Below are 19885 nucleotides of genomic sequence, written 5' to 3'. Positions count from 1 at the left end.
GCTGACAATTCCTGCGAACTGCTGTTGGTTCTGCTGTTACCTGCTCGTTTCCGGGCGGCTTTGGTGGCGTGCGGGCCGCATGCGACGATCGGCGCGTGGTCGAGCCGGGTGGTGAAGCACAGCCGATAGCGCAGATAGCACAGTGGCGGCAGGTACTGGGCGCGCTGACGTCCGGCGCGGATCTGGCCCGGGGCCGGGCGGCCTGGGCGATGGAGCAGATCATGGGCGGCAGCGCCACCGCGGCGCAGATCGCGGCCTTCGGGGTGGCCATGCAGATGAAGGGCCCGACCGCCGCCGAGGTCGCCGAGCTCGCCGACGTCATGCTGGCCTACGGCCGCAAGGTTCCCACCGACGCGATCGGCACCGACACCGTGGACGTGGTTGGCACCGGCGGTGACGGCGCCAACACCGTGAACCTGTCCACGATGGCCGCGATCGTGGTGGCCGCCGCCGGTGTGCCGGTGGTCAAGCACGGCAACCGGTCGGCCGGTTCGCTGTCCGGCGGCGCCGACACCCTCGAGGCGCTGGGCGTGCGCATCGACCTGGGGCCTGACGCGGTGGCGCGCAGCGTCGCCGAGGTCGGCATCGGGTTCTGCTTTGCTCCCCAGTTCCAGCCGTCCTACCGCAATGCGTCGGTGGCGCGTCGCGAGATCGGCGTGCCCACCGTGTTCAACCTGCTGGGTCCGCTGACCAACCCGGCCCGGCCGCGGGCCGGCCTGATCGGCTGCGCCTTCGGCGAGCTGGCCGAGGTGATGGCCGGGGTGTTCGCGGCGCGGCGGTCCAGCGTGCTGGTGGTGCACGGCGACGACGGCCTGGACGAACTGACCACGACCACGACCAGCACCATCTGGCGGGTGCAGGCCGGCACTATCGACCGGCTGACGTTCGACCCCGCCGGGTTCGGGTTCGCCCGCGCCGAGGTGGACCAGCTGCTCGGCGGTGACGCCCAGGCCAACGCCGAAGAGGCCCGGTCGGTGCTGGCCGGAACCCCGGGCCCGGTGCGCGATGCGGTGGTGCTCAACGCCGCCGGGGCGCTGGTCGCCCATGCCGGGCTATCCAGCAGCGCTGAATGGCTGCCGGCCTGGGAGGACGGGCTGCAGCGCGCTGTCGCGGCGATAGACAGCGGCGCGGCCGAACAGCTGCTCGCTCGCTGGGTCCGCTTCGGCGCCCAGCTCTGAAGCCAGCCGCGCCGAGCGGGCCAGCGCCGCCCACGCGGTCCACGGCCCGGCCGAGCCCACTGGCGATGCCCACCCGGCGTTCTCGCCTTCGAGGGCCCCGACGCGCACGATGCGCACGCCCGGCGCCGCCAGCCAGCGCGCGATGAGCCTGGTCTCCTCGACCAGGGCACCGGCCAACGGCGCCGGCTCGGGCACCACCGCCTGGGCGCCCAGCGTGATCGCGTCGATGACCGGCATCGGTGGCACGCCCCGGGCGGCGCAGCCGGCCGCGGCCAGCCGGCCATGGCGGATTACCGCGACGTGCCAGCCGCCGGCGCCGTCCGGCGCGGCGGCCACCAGCTCCGGTAGCGCGGCCAGCGCGCGGGCGCGCTGGCTTCGCCACAGCGCATCGATCGCCGCGGCGGTGTGGTCGCGCAGCCGCGCGGCACTTTCGTAATGCCCGCGGTCGGCCAGCGCGGTTACCTGGCGCACCGCCGCGCGTAGCGCATGGTTGTCGGTGCCGGCGATCAACGCCGCCGCCCGCTGCACGTTCTCGGCGTACTGCGCGGCGGTCAACTCCGGCGCGGCCGGGCAGGGGCTGACCTCGGCCGGCGGGCAGGTGTGCCGGCTGGTTCGGCTCAAACGGGTTGCGCAGGTGCGGATTCCGGTGAACCGTGCCAGCAGGGCGGCGGTCTGGGCGGCATCGGCGCGGGAGCTAAACGGCCCGATCACCCGGTCGTGGCGGGGTGCCCGCATCACCGCGAGGCGGGGGAAGGCTTCCTGCGACAAGGCGATCCACCACCACCGCCGGGGAAACTTCGACCGCCGGTTGTACGGCGGGGCGTGCGCGGCCAGCAGCCGCAGTTCGCGCACCCCCGCCTCCAGCGGGTGGGCGCACTCGACATGATCGAGCCGGGTGGCCAGAGCCACCATCTCGGCGATGCGTCGCCGGCGATCGGAGCCGTTGAAGTACGCGCCGGCCCGGCGGCGCAGGTCGGTGGCGGTGCCGATGTAGAGCACCTCCTCGGACGGGCCGCGGAACAGGTAAACCCCCGGGCGGTGCGGAAGCCCGTCGGCGAGGGCCCGCTTGCGGCGCTGGGCCGGTGTGGCGTGTGACAGGTAGGCCCGCAGGTCGGCGAAGGTGTGGACCCGCTGGTTACCGACCCGCTCGATCAGAGCGTGCAGGACGTCGACGGTGGCGCGGGCATCGTCGAGGGCCCGGTGGGTGGGGGTGCTGCTGACCGCGAACAGCCGGGACAACTCGGCCAGTCGCACACTGGGTGCCTCTTCCCGGCTGAGCACCCGTCGTGCCAGCCGGACCGTGCACAGCACCGGCGGCCGCGGCCAGCCCAGCCCGCACCGCTGCGCGGCCGCCGTCAAGAAGCCGACGTCGAATCCGGCGTTGTGGGCGACCAGCACCGAACCGCGGTCGAACCCGGCGAATTCGAGGAAGGTCGGCAACACGGCCTCGATGGTGGGCGCGTCGTGCACCATCGCCGTGGTGATCCCGGTCAGCCGGACGATCTGGGGTGGGATGCCGCGCTGCGGGTTGATCAAGGTGGCGAACTCACCTTCGACCACGCCGCCTCGGACCTTGACCGCGCCGATCTCGGTGATGGCGTCTGCCGCGCCGTCGGCACCGGGGGAGGCGCGCGCACCGGTGGTCTCGAGGTCCACCACCACGAAGGTGGTGTCCCGCAACGCCGTGGCGGCCGGGGCGGCTTCGAGCTGGCCCGGCAACGAAAGAAGGCTCAGCTGCCCTGCATCAGCGCGGCGGGTCATGCGCAGCACCGTAGGCGGCGGCACCGACATCGCAGTGGCCGGCTTGTCGGTGCCCGGCGCTAACGTGCCGGCAACCGATCGAGAGGAATCACCATGGGAGAGATCTCCGACCAGCCGGGTCACCGCGACGCGCAGCGGGCCGATCCGGAGCCGGTGGTGATCGACTGTGATGACTGTGCGGTCCGCGGCCCCGCCTGCCGGGACTGTGTGGTCAGTGTGCTGTTGGGGGTGCCCGACGAGCTACTCGAAGACGAGCGGGCCGCCCTGGAGGTGCTCGCCGACGCCGGCATGGCGCCGCGGTTGCGGTTGGTGCCGATCCGTGGAGAACGCCGACCGGCGCGCCGGTCCGGGGTAGCCTGACCTCCGGCGCGCCGCTTTGGGGCTCGGACGGGCCCGGCTGTTAAAGTGGCAGCTCGCGATGGACAACGCCGTTGCCATTTCGTAACCTGTTCGAGACCTTACGTACTTTCGGCGGCGGCACGGCCACGTACCTCCCTTGGCAGTGTTAAGGATGCAATCTTGAAGCTCGAACGTATGCGGTGGAATCTGCGTGCTTTTAGGCGTCCTGTTCTCGGTGTTGCGGCTGGCCTCACGGTCGGCGTCACGGCCCTGACCGGCACATTCGTCGGCTGCGTGCATGCTGACCCGGCTGATGACGCGCTGGCGAAGCTCAGCGAGCTGTCCCGGCAGGCCGAGCAGACCACCGAGGCGATGCACACCGCGCAGCTCAACCTCGACCAGAAACTGGCCGAACAGCAGGCCGCCGACGCCGCACACGCCGCTGACCAGGCCGCGCTCGTCGCCGCCAAGGAGCAGCTGTCCACCTACCGCTCGGCGGTGAACCGGTTCGCCGCCACCACCTATATGGGTGGCCGGGTTGGCGGCATGGACGCGATCCTGACCGCCGAGTCGCCGCAGCAGCTGATCGACAAGCTCGCCGTCCAGCGGGTGGTCGCCAGGGATCTATCGGTGCAACTGGAGCGCTACCGCGCCGCCAGTGACCAGGCCGACCAGGCGGAACAGGCCTCGGCCAAGTCGGCCGAGGAGGCCCGGACAGCGGCCGAGCAGGCCGCTGCGGTGCGCGCCGAACTGCAGGCCAAGCAGAGCCGCCTGCAGCTGCAGATCTCGGTGGTCAAGTCGCAGTACTACGCGCTCACCCCCGAGCAGCGCACGGCGATGGCCGCACCCGGGCCGGTCCCGGAGGCCGCGCCGGGGGCACCCGGCCCCGAGGCGGCGCCGCCGGGTCTGCCGGCTCCCGGGTTCGACGCCCCGCCCCCGGGGGACCTGCCGCTGGGCGCACCCGGCGGCGGCGGAGGTGCCGCGGCAACCGCCGTGCAGGCAGCACTGACCCAGGTCGGCACGCCCTACGTCTGGGGTGGGGCCGGACCAGGCGGCTTCGACTGCTCGGGGCTGGTGATGTGGGCGTTCCACCAGGCCGGCATCAACCTGCCGCACTCCAGCCAGGCGCAGGCCAACGGCGGTCAGCCAGTGGCCCTGTCGGACCTGCAGCCCGGTGACGTGCTGACCTTCTACTCGGACGCCTCTCACTCCGGGATCTACGTCGGCGACGGCATGATGATCCACTCGTCCACCTACGGTCAGCCGGTCCGGGTGGTTCCGATGAACTCCTCCGGCCCGATCCACAACGCCCGCCGTTACTGAGCGCCGCCGCATCCGCCGGCTGCTGGCCGCAGTGCTGGCAGCCGAGTTGATCGCCGCCGCGGCGGTGTTGACCGTGGCGACGCCTCCGCCGGCCGATGCGCCGTTGATCGTGGGCGATCACCGTAGGGTCGTTGTGCAGAATCACGGTGGCCCGCGGGGCGCGGCACTGCTGGCCCGCATCGAGGCGAACATCGGCGAGGCCGTCGCGGCGGTCGAGGCGTTCTGGGGGACCGACTGGGCGCACCGCATCGAGGTGACCGCGACCGGCTCGGATCGGCAATTCGCCGCCCTGGCCGGCGGAGACGCCGGCGGGGTCGACGTCGAACAGTGGTCCGACGTGGCCGCGGTCGCGGTGGCCGACCGGGTCGATCCCGAGCGCCGGCAGGTCAGCGGCCAGCGGATCGTGTTCGCCCCTGGGGCAGCGGCGATGAGCACGCCGGCGCTGCGAATAGTGTTGTCCCACGAGCTTTTCCACTTCGCGGCTCGCGCCGATACCGCCATCGACGCGCCGCGCTGGCTCACCGAGGGCGTCGCCGATTTCGTCGCCCGCCCCGCCCCGGATTCGGCCGCTGCCCCGGTGGCCCCGGTGGCTTTGCCCGCGGACGCCGACCTGGACGTGCCGGGCCCGCGACGGGCGCAGGCTTACGACCGGGCGTGGGAGTTCGCGCGGTTCGTCGCCGACCGTTTCGGCACCGCCAAGCTGCGCGAGCTGTATCTGTCGGCTTGCGGCCCCGGTCATGTCGAGCCGGCCGTGGCCGTGCCGCTGGTGCTCGGGGTGGATCTGTCCGACCTGCTCGCCGGGTGGCGGCAGTGGCGGGGTTGACGCTGATTGCCCGGTTCCTCGTCGTGCCGCGGGCGGCCCGACCCGTCACCGCGCTAGCATCCCTGCAGTGAGCCGGGTCCTGCTGGTAACCAACGATTTTCCGCCGCGTCCCGGCGGCATCCAGTGCTATCTGGACGAGCTGGTGCGCCGCATCGCCGGCTCCGGACGCCACGACGTGACGGTGTATGCGCCGCAATGGAAGGGCGCCGACGCCTTCGACGAGGCGGCGACATCCGCGGACTACCGGGTGGTGCGCCATCCCGGCACGCTGATGTTGCCGGGCCGCGCCGTCGACACCCGGATGCGCGGTCTGATCGCCGAACAGGCCATCGACACCGTCTGGTTCGGCGCGGCCGCCCCGCTGGCGTTGCTGGCGCAGCGGGCCCGCGCCGCGGGCGCCAGCCGGGTATTGGCCAGCACCCACGGCCACGAGGTCGGCTGGTCGATGCTGCCGGTGGCCCGTTCGGTGCTGCGCCGGATCGGCGAGACCTGCGACACCGTTACCTTCGTCAGCCACTACACCCGTGGCCGGTTCGCCTCGGCGTTCGGGCCGGAGGCCGCGTTGGAACACCTGCCGCCCGGGGTGGACACCGACCGGTTCCGTCCCGATCCCGGCGCCCGCGCCGAACTGCGGGTCCGGCACGGGCTGGGCGGGCGGCCCACGGTGGTCTGTGTGTCGCGGCTGGTGCCACGGAAGGGCCAGGACATGCTGATCAGGGCGCTACCGGTGATTCGGCAGCGGGTAGACGGGGCCGCGCTGGTGATCGTCGGCGGCGGCCCCTACGCCGAGAAGCTGCGGAAGCTGGCTGCAGACTGCGGGGTGGCCGATGCCGTGACGTTCACCGGCGGCGTGCCGGCCGCCGAGTTGCCGGCCTACTACCTGCTCGGCGACGTCTTCGCGATGCCGTGCCGCACCCGCGGCGCCGGGCTCGACGTCGAGGGGCTGGGCATCGTGTTCCTGGAGGCCTCAGCGGCCGGTGTCCCGGTCGTCGCCGGTCGCTCCGGTGGCGCCCCGGAGACCGTGCTGGACAACCGGACCGGGCGGGTGGTCGACGGCCGGTCGGTCGCCGCAATCGCTGACGCCGTCAGCGGACTGCTCGCCGACCCGGACCGTGCTGCCGCGATGGGCGCCGCCGGACGCGACTGGGTGACCAGTCACTGGCGCTGGGACACGCTGGCCGGGCGGATGGCCGACCTGCTGCGGGCCTAAGCCGTGACACCCGGGCCGGCTCAGTCCTTGGCGTAGATCGCCTCGATCGCATCGGCGTACTTCTCGGCGACCACCTTGCGCTTGACCTTCAGCGTCGGCGTCAGCTCACCGGTGGCCTCGGTGAAGTCGACCGGCAGGATCGAGAACTTGCGGATGGACTCGGCGTGCGACACCGCCAGATTGGCCTGCTTGACCGCCGCGTCCACCTCGGCGATCAGGTCGGGGTCGGAGGCCAGATCCGCGGCGGTGGCGGCGCTGGCCTTGCTGTTGCGCTGCTTCCAGCCCTCGATGGCTTCCGGGTCGATGGTGATCAGCGCCCCGATGAACGGCCGCGCGTCACCGACGACCATCGCCTGGCTGATCAGCGGGTGGGCACGCAGCTGGTCCTCGAGCACCGCGGGAGCGACGTTCTTTCCGCCGGCGGTGACGATGATCTCCTTCTTGCGGCCGGTGATCTTCAGGTAGCCCTCGTCGTCGATGTCGGCCAGATCGCCGGTCCGGAACCAGCCGTCGGAGAACGCCTCGGCGGTGGCCTGCTCGTTGCGCCAGTAGCCGCTGAACACCACCCCACCGCGCACCAGCAACTCACCGTCGTCGGCGATGCGCATGCTGTTGCCCGGCACCAGTTTTCCGACGGTCCCGACCTTCATCCCGCCGACCGGGTTGACGGTGACGGCGGCGGTGGTCTCGGTCAGGCCGTAGCCCTCGTAGATGGACAGTCCGACACCGCGGTAGAAATGGCCCAGTCGTTCACCCAGCGGCGCACCGCCGGACACCGAGGCACGGCAGTCGCCGCCCAGCGCCGCACGCAGCTTGTGATAGACCAGCCGGTCGAACAGCGCGTGCTTGGCGCGCAACAGCAGCCCGGGCCCGCCGCGGTCGGTGGCCTCGCTCCAGTCCACCGCGGTCTGGGCGGCCATCTCGAAGATCCGGCCCTTGCCGTCGTTGGCGGCGTTCTGCGCCGCGGTGTTGTAGACCTTCTCGAACACCCGGGGCACCGACACCACCACGGTCGGCTTGAACACCGAGAACATCGGCACCAGATTCTTGATGTCACTGGTGAACCCGACCGTGACCCGGTTGGTGAAGGCCGCCAGGGTCAGGGCGCGGGCCAGCACATGGGCCAGCGGCAGGAAGATCAGCAGCCGCTGGCCGGGCCCCAGCAGGGTCGGCAGCGCGGCCTTGGTGCCGCGCACCTCGTAGATCAGGTTGGAGTGGGTGAGCTCGCAACCCTTGGGGCGCCCGGTGGTGCCCGAGGTGTAGATCAGGGTGGCCGGGTCGGTGGCCTTCAGCGCGTTGAGGCGCGCGGTGACCTGCGCCGGGTCGCCGCCGGCGCCGGCCTCGGCGAGTTCGTCGAGCGCCTTGGCACCCGACCCGTCGATGGTCAGCACCCGTCGCAGCGCTGGCAGCTCGCCGGCGAGTTCGTTGACCATCTGGGCGTGGGCGTCGGTTTCGGCGAACGCCAGCACCGCGCTGGAGTCCTCCATCACCCAGCGCACCTGCTCCGCCGACGACGTCTCATAGATCGGCACGGTCACCGCGCCGATCGACAGGATCGCGAAGTCCAGGATGGCCCACTCGTACCGGGTCGCCGAGAAGATCACCACCCGGTCCCCGGCCGCCACGCCGTGGGCGATCAGACCCAGTGCGGCCGAACGGATGTGTGCGGCCGCGGCGGCGCAGGTCACATCGGTCCACGCCCCGTCGACGAGGCGCTGGTAGATGACGTAGTCGGGATGGTCGCGTTCGTGTTCGAAGACGACCGCGGCGACGTTGTCGTGCTCCTCGACGGTGAACGGCGCGGGAACACTGAACTCACGCATGCGATGACCTCTCTTGGCAGCCAGCTGTCGGTGTGCCCAGCCTAGTCGGCGCCCGACGGCGGGTGTGACGGCGTTCACTGCCACGGCCGCGCAGAACGCGGCTGCGCACCCGGGGCGTTCCGCGCGCACGGCGGCATATGTGAAGCTGGGGCGATGAACAGTATCCAGGTTGCCGACGAGACGTTCATCGCCGCACCCGGCGCGCAGGTCGGCGCTGTGGTCGCCGACCGGTCGAGTTGGCGACGGTGGTGGCCGGACCTGCAGCTTCACGTGGTCGAGGACCGCGCCGAAAAGGGCGTCCGATGGACGGTGAGCGGACCGCTGACCGGCACCATGGAGATCTGGCTGGATCCGGTGCTCGACGGGGTGATGCTGCACTACTTCCTGCACGCTGAGCCCACCGGCGTGACCGGCCGCCAGCTGGCCCGGATGAACCTGCCGAAGTTGGTTCACCGGCGCCGGGTGGCCGGCAAGCGGATGGCCTTCGAGGTGAAAGCCCGCCTCGAGCGGTCCCGGCCGGTGGGCGTCGCGCCGACCGCCGTGAGCTGACCGGGCGGAACGGGCGGGCACGCGGTGCGGCGAGGTAGCGTCTCTGCCGAGGGCCGGTGGCAGGCGGGAACGAGTTAGGGAAGTAACCAGGTGGCGGACAAGACAGCTCAGACCATCTTCATCGCGGCAGATCCGGGCACGGTGATGAAGGTGATCGCCGACATCGGTGCCTACCCCGACTGGGTGTCGGAATACACCGAGGCCGAGGTGCTCGAAACCGACTCCGACGGGTACCCCAAGGTGGCCCGGCTGGTGCTGGACGCGGCGGTGCTCAAAGACACCATGGTGCTCGAGTACGACTGGGCGCCCGACCGTCGCTCGGTGCGCTGGTCCTTGGTCTCCAGTTCGCTGCTGAAAGCTCTGGAAGGCGAATACCGCTTGGCGCCCAAGGGATCTGGGACCGAGGTCGTTTACGAGCTGTCGGTGGATCTGATGATTCCGATGATCGGTCTGCTCAAACGCAAGGCGGAGCGGCGATTGACCGACACGGCGCTGAAGGACCTGAAGAAACGAGCCGAGGCTGAGTGAGGCCGCCTGAGGCAGGAACGCCCACAGTGCTCCCGGTGGCGCCGATCAGTCTGTTCGTCGGCAAAGGCGGCGTGGGCAAATCCACACTGGCCGCGGCGACTGCCGTCGCGGAAGCCCGCGCCGGCAACCGGGTGCTGTTGATCTCCACCGACCAGGCGCATTCGGTCGGTGACGTGCTCGGTGTGACGGTGGCGCCCAGTGGTGGCCGTGATCTGGTTTCGGTGGGGCTCGACGACGCCGGTCCCGGCCGGCTTGACGTGCTGGCCTTGGACACCCTGGCGTTGCTCGAGGCGCACTGGGCTGAAGTCGTCGTGGTGCTGTCCGAGCGATTCCCCGAGTCGGATCTGGGAGATCTTGCCCCCGAAGAGCTTTCGGCGCTTCCCGGCGTCCAGGAGGTGCTCGGCCTGCACGAGGTCGGCGAACTGGCCGGCAGCGGCCGGTGGGACCGGGTCGTCGTCGACTGCGCGTCCACCGCCGACGCCATGCGGATGCTGACGCTGCCCGCCACGGTGGCGCTGTATGCGGAGCGGTCCTGGCCGAGGCACCGCAGACTCAGTGCGGCCGAGGACAGGTCGGCCGCATTGGTCGAGCTGATCGAGCGAGTCAATGGTGCCGCCGAGCGGCTTGCCGCGCTGCTGACCGACGAGGCGCTGGTCGGGGCGCACCTGGTGCTGACCGCTGAGCGCGTGGTGGCCGCCGAAGCCGTACGGACCCTGGGGACGCTGGCCCTGACAGGCGTGCGCGTCGATGAGCTGATCGTGAATCAGATTTTGTTGCAAGATGATTCGTACGTCTACACCAATCTGCCCGCCCATCCGGCGTTCGACTGGTACGCCGAGCGGATCCGCGAACAGCACGGCGTCCTCGACGAGTTGGATCGCGCCATCGGCGACGTGGCGATGGTGCTGGTACCCCACCTGGCGGGGGAACCGATCGGACCCAAAGCGCTGGCCGAACTCCTCGAGAGCAGCCGACGCCGCGACGGGTCGGCGCCGCCGGGACCCCTACGCCCGGTTGTCGACCGGGAGTCGGGTTCCGGACTGGGGGCGGTGTACCGATTGCGGCTAGAGTTGCCCCAGGTCGACTCCGGTTCGCTCAGCCTGGGGCGGTCCGGTGACGACTTGATCATCGGTGCCGGCGGCACCAGACGCCGAGTTCGGCTGGCGTCGGTGCTGCGGCGATGCACGGTTTTGGACGCAACGTTGCGGGGCAGCGAGTTGACGGTGCGTTTCCGGCCGGACCCCCAGGTGTGGCCGGTGAGCAGGGACGAGGAGGCGCGACGTTGAGCGCTGGCGCGCACCCCGATCTGGGTGAATTGGGACCCGAGTTGCGCAAGCTTGCCCAGGCGATTCTGGACCGTCTCGACCCGGCGGTGCGGGCGGCGGCGCTCTTGGCGGCGTCCGGTGACGGTCCGGGCAAGTGTCAGCAGGTGTGGTGCCCGGTGTGTGCGCTGGCGGCGTTGGTGACCGGCGAAGAACACCCGTTGCTCACCGTCATCGCCGATCACAGTGTCGCGTTGTTCGAGGTGATCCGGGCGGTGGTCGGTGAGACCGGTGAGCCGCCGAGCCCGCCCGGCGGCCCGCCCCCCGGCGGCGACGGGGGTGCACCGACGCGGTCCGGCTACCAGCACATCCCGGTCACCGTCGAGCACTGAGCCCTGAAAACCAAGCAACCTAAGGAATTCCGGGGAATCGTCCGTGTGACGAATCACCGTGTGGCCGTAGCCACGCATGGTCGGTAAAGTTGGCGCGAACACGGCCGATGTTCGTGGTTGGAAGGGAGGGGCCATGTGGTATTGGCTGTTCAAGTACGTACTACTAGGCCCCTTGCTGGCCTTGATCGGCCGTCCCAAAGTCGAGGGATTGGAGAACATCCCCGATGAGGGTGCGGTGATCCTGGCCAGTAATCACCTGGCCGTCATGGACAGCTTCTACCTGCCGCTGGTGGTGCGCCGCCGGATCACCTTCCTGGCCAAGTCCGAATATTTCACCGGCACCGGGATCAAGGGCTGGTTCACCCGCTGGTTCTACACCGCGGTCGGGCAGGTGCCCATCGACCGCACCAACGCCGACGCCGCGCAGGCGGCGCTGACCACCGCCGAACGGATCCTCAACGAGGGCAAGCTGCTGGGCATCTACCCCGAGGGCACCCGTTCCCCCGACGGCAGGTTGTACAAAGGCAAGACCGGCCTGGCCCGGCTCGCGCTGCACACCGGCGTCCCGGTGATTCCGGTCGCCATGATCGGAACCAACGTGGTCAACCCGCCGGGCACCAAGATGCTCCGGTTCGGCCGGGTCACGGTCCGTTTCGGCAAGCCGATGGACTTCTCCCGCTTCGACGGGATGGCCGACAACCGCTTCATCGAGCGGGCCGTGACCGACGAGGTGATCTACGAACTGATGGGCCTGTCCGGTCAGGAGTACGTCGACATCTACGCGGCCAGTCTGAAAAACGGTGCCCCGCAACAAGATGGGGCAACGGCTCAGCCGGTCGCCCGGTTTCCGGAAACCGCCGCCGGCTGATCCGGGGCCGCCGGGCGGCCACGACCCAGCGACGCACCGGCGGTGACGATCACCGCCAGCGCCCACCACACATACGATGTCCCGGCCAATTGACGCCACCACGCCGCGCCGGCCTCATGATGCTCGGGCAACAACTCGATCGGACTGCGCAGCATCAGCGCCACCCCCAGTGCGCTGAGCACGCCCAGCGCGATCGCCCGGTGCCGGTAGGCCAGCACCCCGGTGACCACCACCGTCGGCAGCATCCACACCCAGTGGTGTGACCACGACACCGGGGACACCACCAGCCCGAACAGCGCCACGCAGACCAGCGCGCACGTCGGCGCCCCGGCAGCGCCCCAGTTCAGCACCCGGCGGGCCGCCCACACGGTCAGCGCCAGGACCAGCAGGCAACCCACCAGCCACAGCGCAGAGCGCTGATGTTCGCCCAGCGGCAGCCGGGCCAGCGCGCCGGCCAGGTTCTGGTTGGTGTTCAGCGTCGCCCCGCCGATCCGGTCGGTGTTGCGGACCGTGTGCGTCCAGTACTGCCAGGAGTCGCTCCAGGCCAGCGCGAAACCCACCAGGGTCGCCGCCAGAAACGACGCCACCGTGGTCACCGCGGCACGGCCGTCGCGGCGCAGCAGGAAATACAGCAGGAACACTGCCGGGGTCAGCTTCAGCGCCACCGCCACCCCGAGCAGCGCGCCGCGCGGCCAGGCGGTGCGCCGCGGCACACAGTCGGCCAGCACCAGCGTCATCAGCACCGCGTTGACCTGGCCGAAGTCGAAGTTGGCCCAGATCGGTTCGGCGTCGAGCCAGATGGCCGCCGCGACGATCGCCGCGGCCACCACGCCCCGGCGCCACCACAGGGGACCGCTCCCGCGACCGACGCCGACGCCCAGGCCGCTGAGCACGATGGTGATGGACACCACCAGCAGCAGGGTCGACAGCAGCGTCAGCGCGGCGGTGCCCGCACCCAGCGACACCCAGGTGAGCGGGGCGAACAACACGGCGGCGATCGGGGGATAGGTGAACGGCAGCACCGTGCCGTCGATCTGGGTGGCAAACCAGTCGTCGCCGTAGAGCGGCTGCCCGTCGCGCCAGGCTTGTGCGGCCATCCGGTAGACGTCGACGTCGATGTGATAGGGCGTGCTGCCCAGCGCCCGCCACGTCGTGTAGCCCAGGGCTCCGATCGCCAGCAGGGCGAAGATCCACCAAACGGCGGCGCCCCCGTGCCGACGGCCCGGGTCGGGCGGCCGCGATGTACTCATGTCGCAGCACAGCCTATCGGGTACCCACGCCATACCGACGGTGGTCCGGGCGCGGTGTGCCACGACGGCGTACGTTTCATTAGGTGCTCGAATGGTTCCGCCACGACATCGTCGATCGGGGCAGGCTGCCGCTGCTGTGCTGCCTGCTCGCGTTCCTGGTGACGTTTCTGGTGACCCGCTCGGTGGTCCGCTACATCCGCAGCACCGCTGGGCGCGTCGACGCGCCGCGGTGGTGGCAGCCGCGCAACGTGCACATCGGTTCCAAGCACATCCACCACGTGGTGTTCGGGGTGGTGTTGGTGATGGTCGCCGGGGTGACATTGGTGGCGGCGGGACCGCACGGGCACGAACCGGCGTTCAGCCTGTCGGCGATCGCCTTCGGGATCGGCGCGGCGCTGGTGCTCGACGAGTACGCGCTGATCCTGCACCTATCCGACGTGTACTGGGAGGAGGACGGGCGCGCCTCGGTGGACGCGGTATTCGCCGCTGCCGCGGTGACCGGCCTGCTGGTGCTGGGCTTTCACCCCTTGACGTTTCTGCTGTCGGCGTGGCATGACACGTCCTCGCTGCTGATCCGCACCGGGGTGTTCGCCGGGTTGGTGATGGCGCTGCCGCTGGGTGTGGTGGTGCTGTTGAAGGGCAAGGTCTGGACCGGGCTGATCGGGATGTTCTTCTTCCCGCTGCTGGTGATCGGTGCAATCCGGCTGTCCCGGCCGCATGCGCCGTGGGCCCGCTGGCGCTACCTGGGCAGCCGGGAGCGGATGCGGCGCGCGCTGGAGCGGGAACGGCGGCTGCGACGCCCGGTGGTGCAGGCCAAGCTCTGGCTCCAAGACGCCATCGCGGGCCGGCCCCAGCTGCCCGACGAGCGGGTCGTCGACGCCGAACTGGACCGCGAGGTGCGGGCCGCCTCGGCGCCGACCGAGCCGATCTGGATCGGACGGCCCAGAGTGCCTACCGGGCCAGCCCCCCAACGTCCGGTGCCCAACCGTGCGGTCGCGGACGCCTCGGCGCCCACCAGGCCATTCTCGGTTCCCCCGCTGCCGAGACCCGGCGGTCCGTGGCGGTGAGGTACTTCTACGACACCGAGTTCATCGAGGACGGCCGCACCATCGAGCTGATCTCAATCGGCGTAGTCGCCGAGGACGGTCGCGAGTACTACGCGGTGTCCACCGAGTTCGATCCCGCCCGGGCCGGGCAATGGGTCCGCACCCACGTGCTGCCCAAGCTGCCCTCCCCGGCGTCCCAGGCCTGGCGTTCGCGCAGCCGGATCCGCGCCGACCTCGAGGAATTCCTGGGGGTCGAACGCGGCGAGCCGATCGAATTGTGGGCCTGGGTGGCCGCCTATGACCACGTGGTGCTCTGCCAGCTGTGGGGCACCATGCCCGACCTTCCGGCGCCGATCCCGCGGTTCACCCATGAGCTGCGTCAACTGTGGGAGGACCGGGGCCGGCCCCGCCTGCCCCCGCGGTCGGCGGGCAGCCACGACGCGCTGGTGGATGCCCGTGACCAGTTGCGTCGCTTCCAGGTGATCACCGCAGACGAACTGGCCTGATCAGGGCAGGTCGGCGCCCGGCTACCATGGTCGGGTGAACTGGACCGTTGACGTACCGATCGACCAGCTGCCGGCGCTGCCGCCGCTGCCCACGGACCTGCGTGAGCGTCTCGACGCCGCGCTGGCCCGGCCGGCCGTTCAGCAGCCGAGCTGGCCCGCTGACCAGGCCAAGGCGATGCGAACGGTGCTGGAGAGCGTCCCGCCGATCACGGTGGCCTCCGAGATCGTGCGGCTGAAGGAGCTGCTGGCCCAGGTCGCCCGCGGGGAGGCCTTCCTGCTGCAAGGCGGCGACTGCGCCGAGACCTTCACCGACAACACCGAGCCGCACATCAAGGGCAACATCCGCACCCTGCTGCAGATGGCGGTGGTGCTGACCTACGGCGCGTCCATGCCGGTGGTCAAGGTCGCCCGCATCGCCGGCCAGTACGCCAAGCCCCGCTCGGCCGACATCGATGCCCTCGGCTTGAAGTCCTACCGCGGTGACATGGTCAACGGGCTGGCTCCGGATGCCGCGGTGCGCGAGCACGACCCGTCCCGGCTGGTGCGGGCCTACGCCAACGCCAGCGCGGCGATGAACCTGGTGCGCGCGCTGACGTCGTCGGGTCTGGCGTCGCTGGAACTGGTGCACGACTGGAACCGGGAGTTCGTGCGCACCTCGCCGGCGGGCGCCCGCTACGAGGCGCTGGCCGGGGAGATCGACCGCGGCCTGAAGTTCATGAACGCCTGCGGCGTGGCCGACCGGGAACTGCAGACCGCCGAGATCTACGCCAGCCACGAGGCGCTGGTGCTCGACTACGAGCGCGCCATGCTGCGGATGGCCGACATCGAGGGCGAACCACGGCTCTACGACCTGTCGGCGCACTTCGTCTGGATCGGGGAGCGGACCCGGCAGCTCGACGGCGCTCACGTCGGCTTGGCCGAGCTGATCGCCAACCCGATCGGCATCAAGCTCGGGCCGACGACCTCGCCGGAGCTGGCGGTCGAATACGTCGAGCGGCTCGACCCGAACAATGTGCCCGGCCGGCTAACGCTGGTCAGCCGGATGGGTAATAACAAGGTGCGCGACCTGCTGCCCGGCATCATCGAGAAGGTGCAGGCCACCGGCCACCAGGTGATCTGGCAGTGCGACCCGATGCACGGCAACACCCACGAGGCCTCCACCGGCCACAAGACCCGGCACTTCGACCGGATCGTCGACGAGGTGCAGGGGTTCTTCGAGGTGCATCATGCGCTGGGCACGCATCCCGGCGGGATCCACCTGGAGTTCACCGGGGAGGACGTCACCGAGTGTCTCGGTGGGGCCCAGGACATTTCGGACGCGGACCTGGGCGGTCGCTACGAGACGGCGTGCGACCCGCGACTCAACACCCAGCAGAGCCTGGAGTTGTCGTTCCTGGTCGCCGAGATGCTGCGCGGCTGACGTTTCTGCGCGCGCGGCGAGGGGCTACAGCAGCGCGCCAACGTTGTTGCCCAGCGTCCACCCGACCGCGGCCACCAATCCGGTGAGCGCGAACACCACCGCCAGCCAGATCAGCACCATCCGGCGCGCATGCTGGCGCTCCAGCACGAACCGGCTCAACTCGATTCCGGCGAATTGCCCTGTCACCAACTGATATTGCGTATCGGTGTCGGCCGCCGGGTGCTGCGGTTCGCGGGCCATGTGCAGCGTCGCGCGCTGGGGCGACGCCGCGACGTGCTGAGCGGAGTTGCGTGGGGCCGGCACCCGAAACGCCGGCAGCTCCAACCGTTCGGCGATCGCCGCCACGTCGCGGGCCATCTCGAAGCCGTCGGCGTAGCGGTCGGCCGGGTCCAGCGCGGTGGCCCGGGCCACCAGGTCATCGAATTCCCTTGGCACACCGTCGATGGCGGAGCTGGGCGGTGGGACGTCGCGGTCCAGCCGCTGGTAGGCCACCGTCAACGCCGAGTCGCCGGAGAACGGGGTGCGGCCGGTCAGCAGCTCGTAGGTGAGCACGCCGACCCCGTACACGTCGCTGGCCGGCCCGGCGTTTCCGTCACGGACCTGTTCGGGTGACAGGTAGGCCGCGGTGCCCAGGATCACGTTGGTCGAGGTGATTCCGGCCGCGGCGATGGCCCGCACCAGCCCGAAGTCGACCACCTTCACCTCGCTGTCGTCGGAGATCAAGATGTTCTCCGGTTTGACGTCGCGGTGCACCAGGCCGGCGCGGTGCGCGATGCCCAGCGCCCCCAGTACCGGGCGGAGCACCGCGACCACGGCGTGGGGGGGCATCGGGCCGCGCTCGTTGAGCAGTTCCCGCAGGGTCCCGCCCTCGACGAGCTCCATCACCAGAAACGGCTGTCCGGGATCGAGCGGTGTGCCGAACCCCTGGTCGTAGACCGCCACCAGCCCCGGGTCCTTCAGGCGGGCGACCGCCCGCGCCTCGAGCTGGAACCGGGTCAAAAACTGCTGATCGCCGGCGTAGCGCAGGTCCATCACCTTGCACGCGACCGGGCGGTCCAGGCGCTCATCGAGACCCCGGTACACCGTGGAGGTGCCACCGGTGGCGATGCGGGTCCCGACCCGGTACCGCCCGTCCAACAGGGCGCCTTCGAGTGCGTCCGGCCCCCACGTGGAAGTCACCTGGTCATGGTATGTGGGTGGGCGCCCGCTGCGGCGGTTCCAAGGCGTGTCGAACGAGCGGTTGTGCATCCGCATTCGCCCGGGCGCGCCGCGATGACCGTCAGCGGTCCCCGGACCGGGAGGCCGGGCCGCCAAAGCCCGCCGACGAGACGGCGCTGACCAACAGCTGCGAGGTGGTGAAAACCACCCCGGATGATGCGGGAGCCGACATTCACAGCGCAGCCGCGGCCTGAACCGACGGACGCCCGCGAAGGGCGGTCTCCAACACTCAACCGAGTTGTTCGGCACGCTTTAGACTTCGTGGCGTGAGCAGTATCCCGGCCGCCGACGACGTCCTAGAGCCCGACGAACCGACCTTCGACCTGCCCCGGGTCGCCGAAATGCTCGGGGTGCCGGTCACCAAGGTGCATCAGTATCTGCGCGACAACCATCTGGTCGCGGTGCGGCGCGACGGTGTGCTGCTGGTCCCGCAGGTGTTCTTCACCTCCGAGGGGGACGTCGTCAAGAGCCTGCCGGGGCTGCTGGCGGTGCTGCACGACGGGGGCTACCAGCAGACCGACATCGTGCGCTGGTTGTTCACCCCGGACTCGTCGCTGTCGTTGACCCGCGACGGCGTCAAGGAGTCGGTGCCAAACGCCCGCCCGATCGACGCGCTGCACGCCCACCAGGCGCGTGAGGTGATGCGCCGGGCGCAGGCCATGGCGTATTGACCTCAGCCGGCTCGCTGTCCCGCCTGGCCGCGCGGTGCCTCGTCGGCCTTCGACAGCCGGTACCAGGCGAACAGCGCGCAGCCCGAGGCGCCGATCACGTGCAGCCACGAGTACATGCCGTGTGAGCCGTCCGGTTTGAAGATGACCATGATCCAGGTCGAGGCCGCGGCGATCGCGGCGATCGCCGTGGGGGAGCGCACCAGGGTGGCCGCCACCGCCAACGGCCAGGTGTAGTACCAGGGCAATGCGGCCGGCACGAATAGCACCACGATGAGCATGGCCCAGGCAATCCCGGCCACCGCCGTGCGATCGTCGCGACGGGACCGCCACCACAGCGCCGGCAGCACCACCGCGATCACCACGATGCCGGTGATCCGGGTGATGTGCAGCACCGCGTAGAAGTTCACCGGGGCGAACAGTCCGCCGACGGCGTGGATCAGGTTGGCGGCCGCGGTCGGGACGGTGAGCCAGTTGATGATCTTGACGTTGCCGGCCAGCAGAGCGGTCAGCCAGCCCAGACCCACACCGGCCAAGCTGGACAGCACCGCGAAGACCCCCACCACGATCAGGGCGGCGATGCCTGCCGCGATGAGGAACGCCGTCGCCGCGGGGTAGCGGCGGTGTTCGTGTCGCGGTTCCAGCTTCGGCTCTCCTTCGTCGAGCCTCGCTGAACCGCGGTGTTCGTGTCGCGATTCCAGCTTCGGCTCTCCTTCGTCGAGCCTCGCTGAACCGCGGTGTTCGTGTCGCGGTTCCAGCTTCGGCTCTCCTTCGTCGAGCCTTGCTGAACCGCGGTGTTCGTGCCGCAGCCGGCGCATCCAGACCCAGACCAGAAACGGCAAGGCGATGACGGCGGTGGCCTTGACCGCTGCGGCCAGCGCCACCAGGGTGATCCCAGCCAGGTGGCGGCCGTCGAGGGTCAAGGCGATCCCGGCGATCATCAGACCCACCATCAGCATCTCGTTGTGCACGCCACCCATCAGGTGGATGATCACCAGCGGGTTGAGCACCGCCAGGTACAGCGCCGCCGGGGCGGTACCCCCGACCCGGCAGGCCACCCGCGGCGCGGCCCAGATCAACAGCGCCAGCCCGGGCAGCATGCACAACCGCAACACCATGGTGCCGACCACCACGTTGTCGCCCACCAAGATGGTCACCAGCTTCGCGATCAGGATGAACGCCGGACCGTAGGGCGCCGTCGTTGCCGACCAGATCGGGCTGACGTCATCGAGCAGCGGGTTGGGGTTCTCCACCGGGCCGACCACATAGGGGTCGAAACCGTCGCGCAGCAGCGCGCCCTGGGCGAGGTAGGAGTAGGTGTCGCGGCTGAACACCGGAACCGACAACAGCAACGGCGCCAGCCAGAAACCGGTGGTGGCGATCAAGGTGTATGTGGTTACGGTGCCGTTGATCACCCGTCGGCCCAGACCGAACCACGCCAGCAGCATCACCGCCACCCCGGTCCACAGCAGCACCGACGACAGCACCAGGCCGTGGCCGAAGCGCAGCCAGGACAGGTGCACCGATTCCAGCACCGGGTCCTGGATCCGGGTGCTACCGGCCCCCAGGCCGCCCAAGGTGATCAGCAGGGCACCCAGACAGCCGCGCCACGCCGCGCCGGCCTGCTCGCTGGTGGCGAAGCGGCGCAGCCGCGAGCCGGCTCCGGCGGGAGCGGTGGACACGGTTGGGGCCGGTGGGGTGGTGGGCGTGGGCATCGGCGC

General features: G+C 70.4%; 18 protein-coding genes and 1 pseudogene. 14 read left to right on the top strand and 5 right to left on the bottom strand.

Going from position 1 to position 19885, the window contains the following annotated elements:
- Positions 1–95 precede the first annotated feature (95 nt).
- A complete protein-coding gene (trpD, locus tag A5694_RS24805; RefSeq protein WP_064924171.1) occupies positions 96–1178 on the top strand; it encodes an anthranilate phosphoribosyltransferase in 1083 nt (360 codons plus the stop codon).
- Here trpD and A5694_RS22910 read toward each other — a convergent pair.
- Positions 1116–2939, bottom strand: a pseudogene (locus A5694_RS22910) (DEDD exonuclease domain-containing protein); the annotation flags it as partial. The gene trpD and the pseudogene A5694_RS22910 overlap by 63 nt on opposite strands.
- Positions 2940–3032: 93 nt before the next feature.
- Here A5694_RS22910 and A5694_RS20665 point away from each other — a divergent pair.
- The 4 genes from A5694_RS20665 (at position 3033) to A5694_RS20650 (ending at position 6634) form a co-directional block, all read left to right on the top strand.
- Positions 3033–3299: a hypothetical protein gene (locus tag A5694_RS20665; RefSeq protein WP_064924170.1), complete on the top strand. Its 267-nt coding sequence runs from the start codon at positions 3033–3035 to the stop codon at positions 3297–3299.
- A gap of 174 nt (positions 3300–3473) precedes the next feature.
- Positions 3474–4601, top strand: a complete 1128-nt coding sequence (gene ripC / locus A5694_RS20660) for a peptidoglycan hydrolase RipC (protein WP_207516064.1) — start codon at positions 3474–3476, stop codon at positions 4599–4601.
- 19 nt (positions 4602–4620) lie between these two features.
- A complete protein-coding gene (locus A5694_RS20655; RefSeq protein ID WP_082952779.1) occupies positions 4621–5424 on the top strand; it encodes a hypothetical protein in 804 nt (267 codons plus the stop codon).
- A 67-nt stretch (positions 5425–5491) separates the two neighbouring features.
- Positions 5492–6634 carry a glycosyltransferase family 4 protein gene (locus tag A5694_RS20650; protein ID WP_064924169.1) on the top strand — a complete coding sequence of 381 codons (1143 nt, stop codon included), beginning with the start codon at positions 5492–5494 and terminating at the stop codon, positions 6632–6634.
- A gap of 20 nt (positions 6635–6654) precedes the next feature.
- On the opposite strand, the gene A5694_RS20645 is transcribed toward A5694_RS20650, so the two are convergent.
- Positions 6655–8457, bottom strand: coding sequence for an AMP-dependent synthetase/ligase (locus A5694_RS20645; RefSeq protein ID WP_064924168.1), 1803 nt, complete (start codon positions 8455–8457; stop codon positions 6655–6657).
- 153 nt (positions 8458–8610) lie between these two features.
- Between A5694_RS20645 and A5694_RS20640 the strand changes: the two genes are divergently transcribed.
- The 5 genes from A5694_RS20640 to A5694_RS20620 all read left to right on the top strand — a co-directional run bounded on the left by A5694_RS20640 (position 8611) and on the right by A5694_RS20620 (position 12056).
- Entirely contained in the window at positions 8611–9006 is a 396-nt protein-coding gene (locus A5694_RS20640; RefSeq protein WP_064924167.1) for a hypothetical protein, read from the top strand.
- A gap of 90 nt (positions 9007–9096) precedes the next feature.
- The gene (locus tag A5694_RS20635; RefSeq protein WP_064924166.1) at positions 9097–9534 is read left to right on the top strand and encodes an SRPBCC family protein; all 438 of its coding nucleotides are present in this window, start codon (positions 9097–9099) and stop codon (positions 9532–9534) included.
- A 35-nt stretch (positions 9535–9569) separates the two neighbouring features.
- A complete protein-coding gene (locus A5694_RS20630) occupies positions 9570–10820 on the top strand; it encodes an ArsA family ATPase (protein WP_234786374.1) in 1251 nt (416 codons plus the stop codon).
- Positions 10817–11188 carry a hypothetical protein gene (locus A5694_RS20625; protein ID WP_064924186.1) on the top strand — a complete coding sequence of 124 codons (372 nt, stop codon included), beginning with the start codon at positions 10817–10819 and terminating at the stop codon, positions 11186–11188. The genes A5694_RS20630 and A5694_RS20625 overlap by 4 nt, the downstream gene beginning before the upstream one ends.
- A 133-nt stretch (positions 11189–11321) precedes the next feature.
- Positions 11322–12056, top strand: coding sequence for a lysophospholipid acyltransferase family protein (locus tag A5694_RS20620; protein ID WP_064924164.1), 735 nt, complete (start codon positions 11322–11324; stop codon positions 12054–12056).
- Here the strand turns inward: A5694_RS20620 and A5694_RS20615 are convergent.
- Positions 12017–13306, bottom strand: a complete 1290-nt coding sequence (locus A5694_RS20615; protein ID WP_064924163.1) for a glycosyltransferase 87 family protein — start codon at positions 13304–13306, stop codon at positions 12017–12019. The genes A5694_RS20620 and A5694_RS20615 overlap by 40 nt on opposite strands.
- Positions 13307–13389: 83 nt before the next feature.
- On the opposite strand from A5694_RS20615, the gene A5694_RS20610 reads away from it, so the two are divergent.
- Genes A5694_RS20610 through A5694_RS20600 form a run of 3 tightly spaced genes read left to right on the top strand, consistent with a single transcriptional unit; the run spans position 13390 to position 16278 of the window.
- Positions 13390–14373, top strand: a complete 984-nt coding sequence (locus A5694_RS20610; protein ID WP_064924162.1) for a hypothetical protein — start codon at positions 13390–13392, stop codon at positions 14371–14373.
- Entirely contained in the window at positions 14370–14858 is a 489-nt protein-coding gene (locus A5694_RS20605; RefSeq protein WP_064924185.1) for a polyadenylate-specific 3'-exoribonuclease AS, read from the top strand. Before A5694_RS20610 ends, A5694_RS20605 begins: the two co-directional genes overlap by 4 nt.
- Before the next feature lie 34 nt (positions 14859–14892).
- On the top strand, positions 14893–16278 hold the full coding sequence (locus tag A5694_RS20600) for a class II 3-deoxy-7-phosphoheptulonate synthase (RefSeq protein WP_064924161.1): 1386 nt from the start codon (positions 14893–14895) through the stop codon (positions 16276–16278).
- Between the two features lie 24 nt (positions 16279–16302).
- Here A5694_RS20600 and A5694_RS20595 read toward each other — a convergent pair whose 3' ends face one another.
- A complete protein-coding gene (locus A5694_RS20595) occupies positions 16303–17457 on the bottom strand; it encodes a protein kinase domain-containing protein (protein ID WP_064924184.1) in 1155 nt (384 codons plus the stop codon).
- A gap of 305 nt (positions 17458–17762) precedes the next feature.
- Between A5694_RS20595 and A5694_RS20590 the strand changes: the two genes are divergently transcribed.
- Entirely contained in the window at positions 17763–18167 is a 405-nt protein-coding gene (locus A5694_RS20590) for an Rv2175c family DNA-binding protein (protein ID WP_064924160.1), read from the top strand.
- A gap of 2 nt (positions 18168–18169) precedes the next feature.
- Here A5694_RS20590 and A5694_RS20585 read toward each other — a convergent pair whose 3' ends face one another.
- Positions 18170–19879 carry an alpha-(1->6)-mannopyranosyltransferase A gene (locus A5694_RS20585; protein WP_064924159.1) on the bottom strand — a complete coding sequence of 570 codons (1710 nt, stop codon included), beginning with the start codon at positions 19877–19879 and terminating at the stop codon, positions 18170–18172.
- Positions 19880–19885 lie beyond the last annotated feature (6 nt).

The sequence above is a fragment of the Mycolicibacter sinensis genome (genome assembly GCF_001667945.1).
Classification (GTDB): Bacteria; Actinomycetota; Actinomycetes; order Mycobacteriales; family Mycobacteriaceae; genus Mycobacterium; species Mycobacterium sinense_B.
Note: the sequence above shows the minus strand (reverse complement) of the source record. Positions and strands in the feature narration are given on the sequence as shown.

Bases quoted from the DNA above. Each gene is read 5' to 3' on its own strand.
- A5694_RS20585 (WP_064924159.1), bottom strand. From the start codon at position 19,879: ATGCCCACGCCCACCACCCCACCGGCCCCAACCGTGTCCACCGCTCCC.
- A5694_RS20665 (WP_064924170.1), top strand. From the start codon at position 3,033: ATGGGAGAGATCTCCGACCAGCCGGGTCACCGCGACGCGCAGCGGGCC.
- A5694_RS20640 (WP_064924167.1), top strand. From the start codon at position 8,611: ATGAACAGTATCCAGGTTGCCGACGAGACGTTCATCGCCGCACCCGGC.
- A5694_RS20645 (WP_064924168.1), bottom strand. From the start codon at position 8,457: ATGCGTGAGTTCAGTGTTCCCGCGCCGTTCACCGTCGAGGAGCACGAC.
- ripC (WP_207516064.1), top strand. From the start codon at position 3,474: ATGCGGTGGAATCTGCGTGCTTTTAGGCGTCCTGTTCTCGGTGTTGCG.
- A5694_RS20620 (WP_064924164.1), top strand. From the start codon at position 11,322: ATGTGGTATTGGCTGTTCAAGTACGTACTACTAGGCCCCTTGCTGGCC.
- A5694_RS20615 (WP_064924163.1), bottom strand. From the start codon at position 13,306: ATGAGTACATCGCGGCCGCCCGACCCGGGCCGTCGGCACGGGGGCGCC.